The organism is Clostridia bacterium (assembly GCA_034926675.1).
In the GTDB taxonomy this organism is placed as follows: domain Bacteria; phylum Bacillota; class DTU025; order DTU025; family DTU025; genus JAYFQW01.
The window spans coordinates 32,794-48,137 of the sequence record JAYFQW010000017.1 but is presented as its reverse complement, the minus strand read 5'-3'; the positions used below and the strand labels follow the sequence as shown (position 1 = coordinate 48,137).

Annotated in this window: 26 protein-coding genes; all 26 read left to right on the top strand. The window is 59.5% G+C overall.

Features of this window, described 5'->3' with window-relative positions; genetic code table 11:
- Window positions 1–7: 7 nt before the first annotated feature.
- The 26 genes from fusA to map all read left to right on the top strand — a co-directional run bounded on the left by fusA (window position 8) and on the right by map (window position 15,325).
- Window positions 8–2,092 carry an elongation factor G gene (gene fusA, locus VB144_06175; protein ID MEA4883231.1) on the top strand — a complete coding sequence of 695 codons (2,085 nt, stop codon included), beginning with the start codon at window positions 8–10 and terminating at the stop codon, window positions 2,090–2,092.
- Window positions 2,093–2,116: 24 nt separating this feature from the next.
- A complete protein-coding gene (tuf, locus tag VB144_06170) occupies window positions 2,117–3,319 on the top strand; it encodes an elongation factor Tu (protein MEA4883230.1) in 1,203 nt (400 codons plus the stop codon).
- A 188-nt stretch (window positions 3,320–3,507) separates the two neighbouring features.
- Window positions 3,508–3,816 carry a 30S ribosomal protein S10 gene (gene rpsJ, locus VB144_06165; GenBank protein ID MEA4883229.1) on the top strand — a complete coding sequence of 103 codons (309 nt, stop codon included), beginning with the start codon at window positions 3,508–3,510 and terminating at the stop codon, window positions 3,814–3,816.
- 18 nt (window positions 3,817–3,834) lie between these two features.
- Entirely contained in the window at window positions 3,835–4,464 is a 630-nt protein-coding gene (gene rplC, locus VB144_06160) for a 50S ribosomal protein L3 (protein ID MEA4883228.1), read from the top strand.
- A 13-nt stretch (window positions 4,465–4,477) separates the two neighbouring features.
- Window positions 4,478–5,098: a 50S ribosomal protein L4 gene (gene rplD / locus VB144_06155; protein ID MEA4883227.1), complete on the top strand. Its 621-nt coding sequence runs from the start codon at window positions 4,478–4,480 to the stop codon at window positions 5,096–5,098.
- Complete coding sequence (gene rplW / locus VB144_06150; protein ID MEA4883226.1) at window positions 5,098–5,385, top strand: 50S ribosomal protein L23; 288 nt, start codon at window positions 5,098–5,100, stop codon at window positions 5,383–5,385. The genes rplD and rplW overlap by 1 nt, the downstream gene beginning before the upstream one ends.
- A gap of 24 nt (window positions 5,386–5,409) precedes the next feature.
- The gene (rplB, locus tag VB144_06145) at window positions 5,410–6,240 is read left to right on the top strand and encodes a 50S ribosomal protein L2 (GenBank protein ID MEA4883225.1); all 831 of its coding nucleotides are present in this window, start codon (window positions 5,410–5,412) and stop codon (window positions 6,238–6,240) included.
- A 32-nt stretch (window positions 6,241–6,272) separates the two neighbouring features.
- Window positions 6,273–6,557, top strand: a complete 285-nt coding sequence (rpsS, locus tag VB144_06140; GenBank protein MEA4883224.1) for a 30S ribosomal protein S19 — start codon at window positions 6,273–6,275, stop codon at window positions 6,555–6,557.
- A gap of 48 nt (window positions 6,558–6,605) precedes the next feature.
- On the top strand, window positions 6,606–6,944 hold the full coding sequence (gene rplV, locus VB144_06135; protein MEA4883223.1) for a 50S ribosomal protein L22: 339 nt from the start codon (window positions 6,606–6,608) through the stop codon (window positions 6,942–6,944).
- A gap of 3 nt (window positions 6,945–6,947) precedes the next feature.
- Complete coding sequence (gene rpsC / locus VB144_06130; GenBank protein ID MEA4883222.1) at window positions 6,948–7,613, top strand: 30S ribosomal protein S3; 666 nt, start codon at window positions 6,948–6,950, stop codon at window positions 7,611–7,613.
- On the top strand, window positions 7,614–8,048 hold the full coding sequence (rplP, locus tag VB144_06125; protein MEA4883221.1) for a 50S ribosomal protein L16: 435 nt from the start codon (window positions 7,614–7,616) through the stop codon (window positions 8,046–8,048).
- The gene (gene rpmC, locus VB144_06120) at window positions 8,038–8,241 is read left to right on the top strand and encodes a 50S ribosomal protein L29 (GenBank protein MEA4883220.1); all 204 of its coding nucleotides are present in this window, start codon (window positions 8,038–8,040) and stop codon (window positions 8,239–8,241) included. The genes rplP and rpmC overlap by 11 nt, the downstream gene beginning before the upstream one ends.
- A 21-nt stretch (window positions 8,242–8,262) precedes the next feature.
- Window positions 8,263–8,517, top strand: coding sequence for a 30S ribosomal protein S17 (rpsQ, locus tag VB144_06115; protein MEA4883219.1), 255 nt, complete (start codon window positions 8,263–8,265; stop codon window positions 8,515–8,517).
- Window positions 8,518–8,547: 30 nt separating this feature from the next.
- Entirely contained in the window at window positions 8,548–8,916 is a 369-nt protein-coding gene (rplN, locus tag VB144_06110; GenBank protein MEA4883218.1) for a 50S ribosomal protein L14, read from the top strand.
- 48 nt (window positions 8,917–8,964) lie between these two features.
- On the top strand, window positions 8,965–9,285 hold the full coding sequence (gene rplX / locus VB144_06105) for a 50S ribosomal protein L24 (GenBank protein ID MEA4883217.1): 321 nt from the start codon (window positions 8,965–8,967) through the stop codon (window positions 9,283–9,285).
- A gap of 33 nt (window positions 9,286–9,318) precedes the next feature.
- Entirely contained in the window at window positions 9,319–9,870 is a 552-nt protein-coding gene (gene rplE / locus VB144_06100; GenBank protein ID MEA4883216.1) for a 50S ribosomal protein L5, read from the top strand.
- Between the two features lie 12 nt (window positions 9,871–9,882).
- Entirely contained in the window at window positions 9,883–10,068 is a 186-nt protein-coding gene (locus tag VB144_06095; protein ID MEA4883215.1) for a type Z 30S ribosomal protein S14, read from the top strand.
- A gap of 34 nt (window positions 10,069–10,102) precedes the next feature.
- Window positions 10,103–10,501 (top strand): 30S ribosomal protein S8, encoded by a 399-nt coding sequence (gene rpsH, locus VB144_06090; GenBank protein ID MEA4883214.1) that lies wholly within the window; start codon window positions 10,103–10,105, stop codon window positions 10,499–10,501.
- 11 nt (window positions 10,502–10,512) lie between these two features.
- A complete protein-coding gene (gene rplF, locus VB144_06085; GenBank protein ID MEA4883213.1) occupies window positions 10,513–11,061 on the top strand; it encodes a 50S ribosomal protein L6 in 549 nt (182 codons plus the stop codon).
- 35 nt (window positions 11,062–11,096) lie between these two features.
- Window positions 11,097–11,462, top strand: a complete 366-nt coding sequence (rplR, locus tag VB144_06080; protein MEA4883212.1) for a 50S ribosomal protein L18 — start codon at window positions 11,097–11,099, stop codon at window positions 11,460–11,462.
- A gap of 19 nt (window positions 11,463–11,481) precedes the next feature.
- Window positions 11,482–11,982 carry a 30S ribosomal protein S5 gene (gene rpsE / locus VB144_06075; protein ID MEA4883211.1) on the top strand — a complete coding sequence of 167 codons (501 nt, stop codon included), beginning with the start codon at window positions 11,482–11,484 and terminating at the stop codon, window positions 11,980–11,982.
- Between the two features lie 12 nt (window positions 11,983–11,994).
- Window positions 11,995–12,180, top strand: a complete 186-nt coding sequence (gene rpmD, locus VB144_06070; protein MEA4883210.1) for a 50S ribosomal protein L30 — start codon at window positions 11,995–11,997, stop codon at window positions 12,178–12,180.
- 13 nt (window positions 12,181–12,193) lie between these two features.
- On the top strand, window positions 12,194–12,637 hold the full coding sequence (gene rplO, locus VB144_06065) for a 50S ribosomal protein L15 (protein ID MEA4883209.1): 444 nt from the start codon (window positions 12,194–12,196) through the stop codon (window positions 12,635–12,637).
- Window positions 12,638–13,900 (top strand): preprotein translocase subunit SecY, encoded by a 1,263-nt coding sequence (gene secY / locus VB144_06060; protein MEA4883208.1) that lies wholly within the window; start codon window positions 12,638–12,640, stop codon window positions 13,898–13,900.
- A gap of 28 nt (window positions 13,901–13,928) precedes the next feature.
- Window positions 13,929–14,582, top strand: coding sequence for an adenylate kinase (locus VB144_06055; GenBank protein ID MEA4883207.1), 654 nt, complete (start codon window positions 13,929–13,931; stop codon window positions 14,580–14,582).
- Window positions 14,579–15,325 (top strand): type I methionyl aminopeptidase, encoded by a 747-nt coding sequence (gene map, locus VB144_06050; GenBank protein ID MEA4883206.1) that lies wholly within the window; start codon window positions 14,579–14,581, stop codon window positions 15,323–15,325. The genes VB144_06055 and map overlap by 4 nt, the downstream gene beginning before the upstream one ends.
- The last annotated feature ends 19 nt before the right edge of the window (window positions 15,326–15,344 follow it).

Here is a 15,344-nt window from a genome sequence, read left to right as displayed (position 1 = left end):
AAGAGGAATGCTGGGCATGATTCCACTAGAGAACATCCGCAACATCGGCATTATGGCCCACATCGACGCCGGGAAGACGACGACGACTGAGCGCATCCTCTTCTACACCGGGCGCGTGCATCGTTTGGGCGAGGTGGATTCCGGAACAGCAACCATGGACTGGATGGTTCAGGAGCAGGAGCGCGGCATAACGATTACCTCCGCCGCCACCACCTGTGAGTGGCGAGGGTGTCAGATTAATATAATCGACACGCCCGGGCACGTGGACTTCACAGTAGAGGTTGAGAGATCCCTTAGAGTCCTAGACGGAGCAGTTGCGGTGTTCGATGCAGTGGAGGGGGTTCAGCCCCAGTCGGAAACGGTATGGCGGCAGGCCGACCACTACCACGTTCCCAGGATAGCGTTTGTTAACAAGATGGATCGGGTGGGCGCCGATTTCGACCTCGCGGTCGAGTCGATCCGGAAGAAACTAGGCGCCGTTGCCGTGCCGCTGCAGATTCCCATAGGCGCGGAAGATAGTTTCCGAGGCATGGTCAATCTAGTGACACAGAAGGCCATAGTCTACCAGGACGATCTGGGTGTGAACAGGCAGATCATCGAGATCCCGGCTGAACTCGTGGAGCGTGCGCGGAAGGCCAGGGAGTTCATGGTGGAGAGGGCAGCCGAAAACGATGATCAACTGATGGAGAAGTACATGGCCGGCGAGGGAATCACCGAGGAGGAACTCGTGGCCGGGCTTCGCAGGGCCACCATTGCGGCTAAGTTGACCCCGGTTCTATGTGGCACGTCGTTCAAGAACAAGGGTGTGCAATCACTGATCGACGCCATCATCGATCTGCTGCCTTCGCCAGTCGACATGCCGCCTCTCGTGGGCATCGAGCCTTCCGGACACGGACAGGTCACGCGGAAACCTGCTGATAGCGAGCCTTTCTGCGCACTTGCGTTCAAGATCGCTACCGACCCCTATGTAGGAAAGCTGGCGTACTTCCGAGTGTATTCAGGAGTCGCCAAGGCGGGCGATGTGGTGTTCAACGCGTCGAAGGGCAAACGCGAGCGCCTCGGCAGGATACTTAGGATGCACGCGAACCACCGCGAGGACCTCGACGTGATCTCCACAGGCGACATATGTGCAGCCGTCGGGCTTCGCGACACCACAACCGGCGACACCCTGTGTGATGAGAGAAATCCACTTCTTCTCGAGAGAATGGAGTTCCCCGAGCCGGTGATATCGGTCTCGGTTGAACCCAAGACCAAGAACGAAGAGGACCGTCTCACCCTATCCCTGATCAAATTGTCGGAGGAAGACCCCACATTCCGGATGCACACTGACCAGGATTCTGGCCAGACCATCATCGAGGGCATGGGAGAACTGCACCTTGAGATCATCGTCGACAGGCTTCTCCGCGAGTTCAAGGTGGCTGCGAATGTGGGAAAGCCGCAGGTTGCGTACAGGGAGTCGATTACCAAGGCCGTCAGGCGGGAGGCCAGGTTCGTCAGGCAGTCCGGAGGTCGAGGCCAGTTCGGCCACGTGATCCTAGAGGTCGCTCCTGGCGCTGCCGGGTCTGGGCTGGTCTTCGAGAACAAGATCGTCGGCGGGGCAATACCCAAGGAGTACGTGCCAGCCGTGGAGACGGGAGTGCGCGAAGCGTCTGGAAGCGGTGTTCTTGCCGGATACCCTGTGGTGGATGTGGTCGTTGCTCTCGTCGATGGATCGTATCACGAGGTAGACTCATCGGAGCTTTCTTTTAAGATCGCAGGATCGATGTGCTTCAAGGAGGCCATGCAGGCAGCGTCGCCGGTGCTCCTTGAGCCCATTATGAAGGTCGAGGTAGCAACGCCGGAGGGCTATCTCGGCGACATCCTGGCCGATGTCGGAGCCCGTAGAGGCAAGGTATCGGCGTTGGAAGCCTCGGGCCCGCACCAGTCAATCAGGATTCAGGTTCCTCTAGCCGAGATGTTCGGTTACGCGACAACCCTGCGGTCGCTGTCGCAGGGAAGGGCGAACCACACTATGCATTTTCTCAGGTACGAGCAGGTTCCGCCGCACGTAGCAGAGGAGATCATGCGGCGATACCGGGGAGTTCTCTCCTGACAACGCAAGGGAGGATTGAAGGAAATGGCCAAGCAGAAGTTTGAGCGAACCAAGCCCCACCTTAACATCGGAACGATCGGTCACGTTGACCACGGAAAAACGACCCTGACATCGGCAATGACCAATATCCTAGCGAAGCAGGGCCTTGCCCATGCGATGAAGTTCGACGAGATCGACAAGGCGCCCGAGGAGAAGGCTCGCGGAATTACCATTAACACCTCGCACGTGGAGTATGAGACGCCGAAGCGGCACTACGCCCACGTCGACTGCCCTGGCCACGCCGACTACGTGAAGAACATGATCACAGGCGCGGCCCAGATGGACGGAGCGATTCTAGTGGTATCGGCGGCCGACGGCCCGATGCCGCAGACCCGTGAGCATATCCTGCTCGCCCGTCAGGTTGGAGTTCCCTCGATCGTCGTGGCTCTGAACAAGGTCGACATGGTTGACGACCCTGAGATTCTCGAGCTGGTCGAGATGGAAGTCCGCGACCTGCTCAGCACCGCCGAGTTCCCTGGCGATGAGATCCCAGTGATCCCCGTGTCGGCTATCAAGGCCGGCGAGTGCGGGTGCGGGAAGCGTGAGTGCGAGTGGTGTGGCAAGGTATGGAAGCTAGTCGATGCGATCGACAGCTACTTCCCGGAGCCAGCCCGTGAGATCGACAAGCCTTTCCTGATGCCGATAGAGGACGTGTTCACCATCACCGGGCGTGGCACTGTTGTGACTGGCAGAATTGAGCGCGGCGTGATCAAGGTCGGCGACGAGACTTCGATCGTGGGGCTGAGCACAGAGATCAAGAAGACCGTCGTCACCGGCGTGGAGATGTTCAAGAAACTTCTCGATCAGGGCCAGGCCGGCGACAACGTGGGTTGCCTGCTCCGCGGCATCGACAAGGACGATGTGGAGCGTGGTCAGGTTCTGGCGAAGCCGGGATCGATCACCCCTCACACCAAGTTCCTGGCGCAGGTGTACGTCCTGTCACGTGAGGAGGGCGGCCGGCATACCCCGTTCTTCAACGGCTACCGTCCACAGTTCTACTTCAGGACGACCGACGTTACCGGAAACGTTGCGCTGGCTGAGGGAACCGAAATGGTCATGCCTGGCGACAACACCGTAATGACGATCTCGCTGATCACGCCGATTGCTATGGAGGTTGGTCTCCGCTTCGCCATCCGCGAGGGCGGCCACACCGTGGGCGCTGGCGCAGTCACGTCGATCATCGAGTAGTAATCGAGGAGTCGTCGGCCCAAGAGCCTTGGTGCTGTGGGGGCGGGGAGGTCCGCCCCCACCAACCTGCACACAATGGCCAAGAACGCGATGATGCGGGAGGTTGTCGCGCCCACCCCCGATGGGCGGAGTAAACTTCCGCGGAGTATGTCCGAGTAGGCAATCGGGCGACTAGGAGGGAGAAGAACATGGCGACACAGAGAATCCGGATAAAGCTGAAGGCGTTTGATCACAAGATACTCGACCAGTCCGCTGAGAGGATAGTCGAAACCGCAAAGCGGATGGGAGCCCAGGTATCAGGGCCTATACCGCTTCCCACTGAGAAGAACATCTACACCGTGCTGCGCTCGGTGAACATCGACAAGGACTCCCGAGAGCAGTTCGAGATGCGCACTCACAAGAGGCTGATTGACATTCTCGAGCCCACTCCCAAGACTATCGACGCCCTCATGCGCCTCGACCTGCCGGCGGGAGTAGACATAGAGATCAAACTATAGAGACGGGGGGTGTAACGCATGGGCAGGGCTATACTCGGCAGAAAGATTGGGATGACCCAGATCTTCGAGGAAGATGGCAGGGTGCATCCGGTTACCGTTGTGGAGGCGGGACCGTGCTACGTGGTTCAGAGAAAGCACACCGCGAGCGACGGCTATGAGGCCATCCAGGTTGGTTTCGGCGAGATGCGAGAGCGGCTTGCCAACAAGCCGATAGCTGGGCACTTCGCGAAGGCGAAGATGAAGCCGAAGAAGCATCTCAGGGAGTTCCGGGTCGAATCCGCCGACGCCTTCCAGGTCGGACAGGAGATAAAGGCCGATCAGTGGTCAGCGGGCGACGTTGTCGACGTTACCGGCGCCTCCCGTGGCCGCGGGTTCGCGGGCACAATCAAGAGGTGGAACTTCCACAGAGGGCCGATGAGCCATGGTTCGATGTATCACAGGAGAGTCGGCTCACTCGGCGCTACCGCTCCGGCGAGGGTTTTCAAGGGGCGCAAGCTGCCCGGAAGGCTCGGCGGGGAGAGGGTAACGACGCAGGGGCTTAGGGTAATCAGGGTTGACGCAGAGAGAAACCTTCTGATGATCCGGGGCGCTGTCCCTGGCGCAAACGGTGGACTGGTGATCGTCCGGGACTCTGTGAAGGCGAAGTAAGGAGGCGAAGGAGATGCCTGTAGCACCACTGTTCGATTCAAGAGGCAATAGGCTCGGTGAGATCGAGCTTCCTGATGCCGTCTTCGGAATAGAGCCCCATGAATACGCAATCCACGAGGCGGTTGTGCAGCAACTCGCTAGCAGAAGGTCGGGCACCCACGATACGAAGACCATCTCAGAAGTGAGAGGCGGCGGCAGGAAGCCGTGGCGGCAGAAGGGCACCGGAAGAGCCAGGCAGGGATCAAGGCGCTCGCCGATCTGGCGAGGAGGCGGAGTCGTGTTTGGCCCGACACCGAGAAGTTACGGCTATTCCATTCCGAGAAAAGTGCGCCGGCTGGCTTTGCGCTCGGTGCTGTCGTCGCGTGCGCAGGAGAATGCGGTGTTCGTGGTGGATGCGCTCAACCCTGAGCAGCCCAACACCAAGCAGATGGCGGCGCTGTTCCGGGCGATTGGGGCGGCTGAGCCACTGGTTGTGACGGCCGAGAACAACGAGATGGTGGAGAAGTCCACCAGGAACATCCCGGAGGCCCTCTCGGTGAGCGTGGCCGGCCTCAACGTCTACGATGTGATGAACCACGCGGCGCTCGTCATCACGCGAGACGCGGTCTCCAAGGCAGAGGAGGCGTTGGCGTGATGGCACATCCGCAGGATATCATCATAAAGCCGATCATCACCGAGAAGAGCACGGCTATGGCAGAGGCGAATCGCTATGTCTTCAAGGTGAGACGCGATGCCAACAAGATTGAGATAGCTCAGGCTATCGAGGACATCTTTAAGGTGAAGGTTGTGAGCGTCAATACCCTTATTGTGCCCGGGAAGCTGAAGAGGCAGGGTAAGTCGCAAGGCATGACGCCAGCCTGGAAGAAAGCCATGATCACCCTGAAGGACGGGGACCGCATCGCACTCTTCGAGGGCGCCTAGGAATAAGCGAAGGAGGTAAGCGGGATGACAACTAAGGCGTTTAAGCCTACATCGCCTGGGCGCAGGCAGATGACTGTCGCTACATTCGACGAAATCACTCGCTCCAAGCCTGAAAAGTCCCTCCTCGCTCCGCTTCGCAGGAGTGGTGGGCGGAATGTTAACGGCCGGATAACCTTGAGGTTTCGGGGCGGAGGGCACAAGAGGGCATACCGGATCATCGATTTCAAGCGGGATAAGGACGGAGTGCCTGGCCGGATCGCTTCGATCGAGTACGATCCCAACAGATCCGCCCGCATCGCCCTGGTGTTCTACAGAGATGGCGAGAAGCGGTATATCCTGGCGCCAAACGGTCTCAATGTGGGCGATCAGATCGTGTCTGGGCCAGGCGCCGACATCAAGACCGGGAACGCGCTTCCCTTGGCTAACATCCCGATGGGAACTGTGGTTCACGCCATTGAACTCACGGCCGGGAGGGGCGCGCAGCTCGCGCGTTCAGCCGGAGCAGGGGCTCAGATCATGGCCAAGGAAGGCGACTATGTCACCCTCCGCCTGCCGTCGACTGAGATGCGCATGGTCCGTGCGGAGTGCAGGGCCACCATCGGGCAGGTTGGCAACCTAGACCATGAGAACATCAAGATTGGCAAGGCCGGGCGCAAGAGATGGCTAGGCCGAAGGCCGCATAACCGCGGCGTGGTCATGAACCCTGTGGATCACCCGCACGGCGGCGGCGAGGGCAGAGCGCCTATCGGCCATCCTGGCCCGCTCACCCCGTGGGGCAAGCCCACGCTGGGATACCGGACTAGGAGGCCCAAGGCATCGGACCGGCTTATCGTCAGACGCCGGGGCGCGAAGTAGCAAGCTGGTTCTGAAAGGAGGCGCTCCCATCAATGAGCAGGTCGCTTAAGAAGGCGCCGTACGTCTATCCGGCATTGGCTGAGAAGATCGCGAGCATGAACTCGGTCGGCAAGAAAGAGATAGTCAAGACGTGGGCTAGGGCGTCAATGATCACCCCAGAGATGCTGGGCCACACCATCGCTGTGCACGATGGACGGAGGCATATCCCGGTTTACATCGTTGAGGACATGGTGGGACACAGGCTTGGGGAGTTCGCTCCCACTAGGACGTTCAGGGGCCACCGTCGGAATACCGACAAGCCCGCTGTCGTCAAATAGCAGGGCAGAAGCATACGGGAGAAATGGCAGGAGGGAGGTCGGGCACAAGTGGAAGCAAGGGCAATTGCGCGCTACGTGCGCATGTCCCCGCGCAAGGTCCGCCGTGTGGTGGATCTGGTCCGGGGGAAGAATGTCGACGAGGCCCTGACCATTCTGAAATTCGCGCCGCAGATTGCGACTGAGCCGGTGAGCAAGGTCATCCAGTCAGCGGCTGCTAACGCTGAGAACAATCTGAATCTCAATAGAGACACACTGTACATCGCTGAGGCTTATGTGGATCCCGGGCCCTCGCTCAAGCGGATACTCCCCCGCATGAGAGGCATGGCCGACAGGATAATGAAGCGCACGAGCCATATCACAGTCGTCGTGAGGGAAAGGGAGGGTTAGCGCGTGGGGCAGAAAGTCAACCCTATAGGCCTCAGGCTTGGAATCAACCGAACGTGGGATTCCACTTGGTACGCTGATAAGAAGTACGCCGATTTCCTCCACGAGGATCTGAAGCTCCGCAAGTACATCAAGAACCGACTGTACGCTGCGGGAGTTGCTCGGATACAGATAGAGCGAGCGGCCAACAGGATCCGTGTCACCATCCACACGGCGAGGCCGGGAATGGTGATCGGACGCGGCGGCGCCGAGGCGGATTCCCTCCGAAAGCAGCTTGAGAAGATGAGCGGCAAGCAGGTCTCGGTGAACATCATAGAGATCAAGCACCCCGAGGTCGACGCGCAGCTCATCGCCGAGAACGTTGCAGCGCAGCTTGAGAAGAGGATATCGTTTAGGCGCGCGATGAAGCAGGGCATGATGCGAGCGGAGAAGCTCGGAGCGCTAGGCATACGCATGAAGACCAGCGGGAGGCTGGGTGGAGCCGAGATCGCGAGAACCGAAGGCTACAGCCACGGGAAGCTCCCCCTGCACACCCTTAGGGCCGACATCGACTACGGATTTGCCGAGGCGAAAACTACCTACGGCAGGATCGGCGTGAAGGTGTGGGTGTACAAGGGCGACATACTCCCCAAGAGAGCCGGCAGGACCCGGTCGGAGGGAGGGGCTCAGTAAATGTTGATGCCGAAGAGGGTCAAGTATCGAAAGCAGCAGAGGGGCAAGATGAGGGGCAAAGCCTATCGGGGCATTGAGGTGTCGATGGGCGAATTTGGCCTTCAGGCCTTGGAGGCCGGGTGGGTTACTGACCGGCAGATCGAGGCGGCCCGTATTGCGATGACCCGGTACATCAAGCGCGGCGGCAACGTATGGATCAGGATCTTCCCGGATAAGCCTGTGACCAAGAAGCCCGCCGAAACGCGTATGGGAAGCGGAAAGGGCGCTCCCGAGTACTGGGTGGCGGTCGTGAGGCCTGGCCGCGTGATGTTCGAGATTGCCGGAGTCCCGGAGGACTTAGCACGGGAGGCAATGCGGCTAGCAGGGCACAAGCTGCCCATCAGGACCAAGTTCATCAAGAGACAAGAAGCGGGCGGTGAAGCTGATGAAGGGTAAAGAGTTCAAGGAGATGTCTTCCGAGGACCTCGGTAAGGAGCTGACAGGCCTCAAGGAGGAGCTCTTCAACCTCCGGTTTCAGCTGGCAACCAACCAGCTCGAGAACCCGCATAAGATCGCTGACGTGAGGCGCGACATTGCTAGGGTGAAAACGGTCATGAGGCAGCGCGAGCTCGGGATGGCGAGAGGCTAGAGAGGAGGCCAGGTCATGGAGATTGCGAGGGGCCAGCGCAAGGAGAGGCTGGGCGTCGTGGTGAGCGATGCTATGAACAAGACTCGCGTGGTAGCCTTGGAGCGAACCTTCAGAGATTCCACCTACGGAAAGACCATCAGGCGGACCACGAGAGTGAAGATCCACGACGAGAGCAACGAGAGCAAGGTCGGCGACAAGGTCCGCATAATGGAGACCCGGCCGCTTTCCCACGATAAGCGCTGGAGGCTTGTGGAGATCATCGAGAAGGCCAAGTAGCGCGCGAGCGAGCGAAGGGAGGTACACTACGTGATACAGCCCCAGTCTATGCTGAACGTTGCTGATAACACTGGCGCGAAGAAGGTCATGTGCTTCAGGCTCATGGGCGGATCGAACCGCAAGACCGCGCAGATCGGCGACATCATCGTTGCGGCTGTTAAAGAGGCTACGCCCGGAGGCGTTGTCAAGAAGGGCGAGATCGTGAAGGCGGTCATTGTCCGCACAAGGAAAGAGCTCAGACGGTCGGATGGTTCCTACATTCGATTCGACGAGAACGCGGCTGTGATCATAGACGCCCAGAACAACCCGCGCGGGACCCGCATCTTCGGGCCCGTAGCGCGCGAGCTTCGTGATAGGAACTTCATGAAGATCATCTCGCTCGCTCCGGAGGTCCTCTAGGCTTCGGGCCATCCCGACCAGTGAGGAGGTGCAACCAACGTGACGAAAGTGATCAAGAAAGTTAAGAAGGGCGACACCGTTACGGTGCTCACCGGCAAGGATGAGGGAAGGCGCGGGAAGGTCCTGCGGGTTCTCCCGAAGGACCAGAGGGTGCTCGTTGAGAACCTCAACACAGTGAAGCGGCACACCAAACCCAGCACCAACAACCCGCAGGGCGGCATCGTCGAGAAGCCGATGCCCATGCCGCTGGGCAAGGTGATGGTGGTGTGCGGAAAGTGCAACAAGCCCACCAGGGTTGGCATGAAACAGCTTGAGTCCGGCAAGTACGCACGCGTGTGCAAGAAGTGCGGCGCCGGGCTCGACAAGTAGGCGAGCCGGTAGGTGTGGGAGGGGGTCAGCATTATGGAGAAGACTCCGCGGCTCAAGGAGAAGTACAAGAACGAAGTCATGGCTGCGCTCATGCAGAAGTTCGGATACAAGAACATCATGCAGGTTCCTAAGGTTGAGAAGGTAGTTGTCAACATGGGTGTGTCCGAGGCTGTCGGCGACCCAAAGACACTCGACGCGGCCGCATCGGACATGGCGCAGATCACGGGGCAGAAGGCCCTCGTCACCCGGGCGAAGAGGTCGATTGCGGCGTTCAAACTCCGAACGGGAATGCCCATCGGGTGCAAGGTGACTCTTCGCGGCGCTCGGATGTACTACTTCCTGGATAAGTTGTTCAACGTTTCGCTCCCTAGGATCAGGGACTTCAGGGGCGTTCCGTCGGACGCCTTCGACGGCAGGGGAAACTACACGCTTGGCCTCAAGGAGCAGCTTGTATTCCCTGAGATAGTGTACGACAAGGTCGATCGTGTTCGCGGCATGGACATTACGATTGTCACCACGGCCAAGACCGACGAAGAAGGGCTCGAGCTCTTGAAGCTAATGGGCTTGCCTGTGAGAACGCAGTAGGGAGGGGTAGGGATGGCACGGAAAGCGCTGATAGAGAAGTGGCAGCGAGGCCCGAAATTCCGGGTCAGGGAGTACAGCAGGTGTTCCATCTGTGGAAGGCCTAGGGGATACATGCGTAAGTTCAAGATGTGCAGGATCTGCTTCCGAAGCCTCGCCTCAAGGGGAGAGATCCCCGGCGTGACCAAGGCGAGTTGGTAGCAGCTAGGCACGCCACGAGAGGAGGTAGTGGACGATGGTATTGACAGACCCGATCGCGGACATGCTTACGCGAATCCGGAACGCGAACATCGTCAACCACGAGGTCGTCGAGGTGCCGGCCTCCCGGATTAAGGAGCAGCTCGCTCTCATAATGAAGGCGGAGGGCTACATCCGGGACTTCGATATTGTCCACGGCGACGTTCAGAATGTGATCAAGATATCGATGCGGTACGGACCGAACAAGCAGAAGGTCATCCGCGGACTCAAACGGATAAGCAAGCCCGGCCTCCGAGTCTATGTAAGCAGGGACGAGGTTCCGAAGGTCCTGAACGGCCTGGGAGTGGCTGTGATCTCCACGTCTCGCGGGCTGATGACCGATCGCCAGGCCAGGGAAGCGGGCCTTGGCGGCGAGGTCATCTGCTACATGTGGTAGGTGGTGTAGCTATGTCGAGAATCGGTAGAAAGCCAGTGCTCGTCCCCAGCGGAGTAAAGGTTACGCTGGAAGGACATCACATCACCGTGGCAGGACCGAAGGGCACTATCTCGCGGTCGCTTCCGTCCGAGATGATAGTCGAGGTATCGGAGGGCGCAGTTAATGTGAGCCGCCCATCCGACGACAGGGTCCACAGGTCGCTGCACGGGCTAACTCGCACGTTGGTGGCCAACATGGTTGACGGCGTGACCCGGGGATTTGAGAAATCCCTCGAGATCGTCGGAACCGGCTACAAGGCGTCGAAGCAGGGCGAGACCCTTGTCCTCCAGGTGGGGTACTCTCACCCAGTGGAGATTGTGCCGGCGGAGGGCATTCACATCGATGTTCCAGCTGTGAGCAAGGTCACTGTCAGAGGAATCGACAAGGAGCTTGTCGGACAGACGGCGGCCAACATCCGGGCGGTGAGGGAGCCTGAGGTGTACCACGGCAAGGGAATTCGGTACGTTGGCGAGCGCGTAACGCTCAAGGCCGGCAAGACTGGAAAAGTTGGAGCTAAGTAGCCGCGCCTACGGCTGTATGAAAGGAGCGACTCGCAATGTACAACAGGGTTAACAGGAAAGCGGCCCTCGCCCGCCGCCACCGGCGTCTTAGGAAGAGCGTGTCGGGAACTCCCGAGCGGCCCAGGCTGGCTGTGTTCAGGAGCCTCGCCCACACGTACGTCCAGATAATCGACGATACGACAGGACGCACGCTCGTTTCCGTATCCACAGTGGAGCCGGAGTTGAAGGCTATGGGATACGGCGGGAACGCTGCAGCTGCTAAGCTAGTTGGGAAGATTGCGGCCCAGAGGGCGATCGAGAAGGGAATTCGACAGGTCGTATTCGATCGAGGCGGCAATATATACCATGGAAGAGTAGCCGCATTGGCCGAGGCTGCACGTGAGGGCGGCCTGAGCTTCTAGGCAGGGGGGAGGGCAGGACATGAAGAGGATAGACCCTGAGGGTATCGACCTTAAAGAGAAAGTGGTCAGCATCAACCCCGTGGCCAAGACGACCAAGGGCGGTCGGACGCGTAGCTTCCGCGCACTGGTAGTCGTGGGAGACGGCGCGGGCCACGTTGGCGCTGGCCTTGGCAAGGCTTACGAAGTCTCTGAGGCCATCAAGAAGGGCGTCGATGATGCCAAGAAGAACCTCACCGAGGTGCCGGTGGTGGGAACGACCATTCCCCACGAGATCACCGCGACATTCGGTGCGGGATGTGTTATGCTTAAGCCCGCGGGTCCAGGAACTGGCGTGATTGCCGGTGGGCCCGTTAGGGCAGTCCTGGAGCTTGCAGGCTACCACGACATTCTCACCAAGTCGCTGGGGTCGAATAACCCCTTGAATATGGTGAATGCAACTATGGCTGGGCTTACGTCGTTGCGCACTGTTGGCCAAGTGGCCTCTGCGCGCGGCAAGTCCGCCGAGGAGCTTGCGAGGTAGGAGGGTATGCAGATGGCAAAGAAACTCGAGATTACCTGGAAGGTCAGCGCCATCGGCGAACCAGAAGACCAGCGGGCGACGGTGCGGTCCCTGGGCCTTCGCAGACTGAACCAGACGGTCGTACAGGACGACACCCCTGTGATCAGGGGCATGGTTCATAAGGTACGCCACCTGGTCGAGGTCAAAGAGATCGACTGAGAGGGGTGCAGCGATGAAGTTGCATGAATTGCGGCCCCCGTTCGGCGCCAAGAAGGATCCGAAGAGGGTGGGCCGTGGAACTGGCTCCGGGCATGGCAAGACAGCCGGCCGCGGAAGCAAAGGACAGCTGGCCCGCTCCGGCGGAGGCAAGGGCGTCGGGTTCGAGGGCGGACAGACGATTTTCGCAAGGCGTCTTCCCAAACGGGGCTTTTTCAACAAGTTCCGAGTGGAGTACGCAGTGGTGAATGTGGGTGACCTAGAGCAGCACTTTAGCTCAGGCGACGAGGTCACCAGGGATACATTGAAGGCAAAGGGCCTTGTTCGCGGCCACGATGTGCGGGTCAAGATTCTCGGTGAGGGTGAGATCACGAAGTCCCTTGCCGTTCGCGTCGACAAGTTCAGCGAAACCGCAGTCACGAAGATCAAGGAAGCGGGAGGCTCCGCGGAGGTGGTATAGGTGCTTGCAGCTCTCGTCAACGCTTTCAGGGTGCCGGATCTGCGCAAGAAGATCCTGTACACGGCGTTCCTGCTGCTGATCTACAGGCTTGGATCGTTCGTACCGGTCCCAGGCGTGGATGCGGCAAAAGTCGTCGGGGAGTTCCATAAGGCAGCCGGCGCCTCCGGCGCGGGCCTCCTGAGCATGCTCGACATGTTCGCCGGAGGCGCTCTTTCGCGAATGACCGTGTTTGCGTGCAACGTAGGCCCCTACATCACAGCATCGATCGTTATTGAGCTGCTCGCAGTGGTGATTCCTGCCCTCGAGGCCCTGAAGAAAGAGGGCCCGGATGGTCAGAAGAAGATGGGCCAGTACACCAGGTACCTCGCTGTGGCTCTCGCGGTTATTCAGGCCTATGGCTACACCGTGATGTTCCGCGGCGCCGTGAATCCCGGCGCTATGTGGACCATCCTCATAGTCACCACGATGACCGCAGGCACAGCCTTCGTGATATGGCTCGGGGAGAAGATCTCGGAAAAGGGAATCGGAAACGGCATTTCGCTGATCATCTTCGCTGGCATCGTAACCAGGTTCCCAGCAGCAGTCGAGCAGGGCTTCAAGATGATCAAGTCAGGCGGCTTCAACCTGGTCATTGCTCTTGTGTACGCTGTCTTGAGCCTCGGACTCGTAATTGCGGTGGTCGCAACTTCCGAGGCACAGCGAAAGCTGCCAGTGCAGTATCCCAAGAGGGTTGTGGGCAGGCGAGTGTACGGCGGGCAGAGCACTCACATCCCGATGAAGCTCAACCAGGCCGGGGTCATCCCAGTGATCTTCGCTTCCTCGGTACTGGCGTTCCCGGCTACTATCGCTCAGTTCATTCCGGCTATCACTGCCGGGGTAAACAGAGTATTCTACAACCCATGGGTGTATAATGTTCTGTACGCCATACTGGTGATTGTATTCACCTACTTCTACACTGGGATCACCTTCAACCCTGTTGAAGTCGCTGATAACATGAAGAAGTACGGAGGGTTCATCCCCGGGTTTCGGCCTGGCAGGCCCACGGCTGAGTATCTCGACAGGGTCCTGACGAGGCTGACGCTAGTGGGTGCGCTCTTCCTCATGGTCATCGCACTGCTGCCGAGCATCACGTCGGCGATAACATCCAAGAGCCTGTCCTTCGGTGGAACGGGCGTCCTGATCGTCGTCGGCGTTGCTCTGGATACGATGAAACAGATAGAGGCCCAGTTGATCATGAGGCAGTATGAGGGCTTCTTGAAGTAATCACGTTCCTATTAGGGGTGTTCATAGGATGCGCGTCGTCATGATGGGTCCGCCGGGAGCAGGCAAGGGAACTCAGAGCATCCGACTTGCAGCTCAGTTCGGCGTGGTGCACGTCTCAACAGGTGACATGTTCAGGGCGGCTGTGTCGAGTGGATCGGAGATAGGCAGGCGCGCCACGAGCTTCATGGACGCAGGCAGGCTGGTTCCGGATGAGGTCACGCTGGGGATTGTCCGGGAACGCCTATCGGAACCTGATGCGAAAGCCGGGTTCATCCTGGATGGCTTTCCCCGCACTGTCGCACAGGGCGAGGGGCTGACCCAGATCCTGAAGGATCGCGGCGCTGAACTGGATGCAGTGGTCCTGATCGAAGTGGCCGACGACATCCTTATACAGCGCGCCGCTGGGCGCGTAGTTTGCAATAGGTGCGGGCGGGTGTTTCATCTTGAGTATAACCCGCCTACCGGGCCTAGTGGCGGGTGCGCGTGTGGTGGGACTGTCGCGCGCCGCGCCGACGATTCGACGGAGACCGTACGCGCCAGGCTCGCTGTTTACCGCGCTCAGACGGAACCGCTAAAGAGCTACTACGCCTCTCGTGGACTGCTCGTGGCGGTGGACGGGCGTGGCGGTGTGGACGATGTCTACGACAGAATCGTAAAGGCTTTCGGAAGGTGCATGAAATGATCATTCTAAAGACTCCGGCCGAGATAGTCCGCATGCGCGCTGCTGGCGCTCTTGTTGGGCGCGTTCTCGAAGCGCTCCGATCCAGGGTCGCTCCCGGGGTGGCCACTGGTTCTCTGGATAGGCTGGCTGAAGGCATCATACGAGATGCCGGCGGCGTTCCGTCTTTCAAAGGGTACAGGGGCTATCCCGCCTCGATCTGCGCATCCGTTAACGATGAGATAATCCACGGGATCCCCGGAGGGCGCGCTCTCAAGGAGGGCGACATTGTGGGGATAGACGTTGGGGCCATTCTCGACGGCTACCACGGTGACTCAGCGATAACGGTGCCTGTGGGCGATGTGTCGCCCGAGGCGGAGCATCTGATGGCTGCTACGAAGGGCGCCCTGGAGGCGGGCATCGCAGCGGCGCGAGCAGGGATGCGGCTTGGGGACATCGGACACGCCGTCCAGGCCCATGTTGAGGCGGAGGGCTTCTCAGTAGTGCGGGATTTCGTGGGGCATGGAATCGGACGGAGCATGCATGAGGAGCCTCAGATCCCGAACTACGGCCCTCCCGGTGTGGGGCTGAGGCTGAGGCCGGGGATGGTGCTTGCTATCGAACCCATGGTGAACGCGGGCGGGTATGAAGTCGAGATATTGGACGACAACTGGACCGCGCGAACACGGGACGGATCACTGTCAGCTCACTTCGAGCACACGGTGGCCGTGACCCTCGATGGCCCCGAGGTTCTGACTCTCCCGTAACATGTGAGGAAGGTGCAGG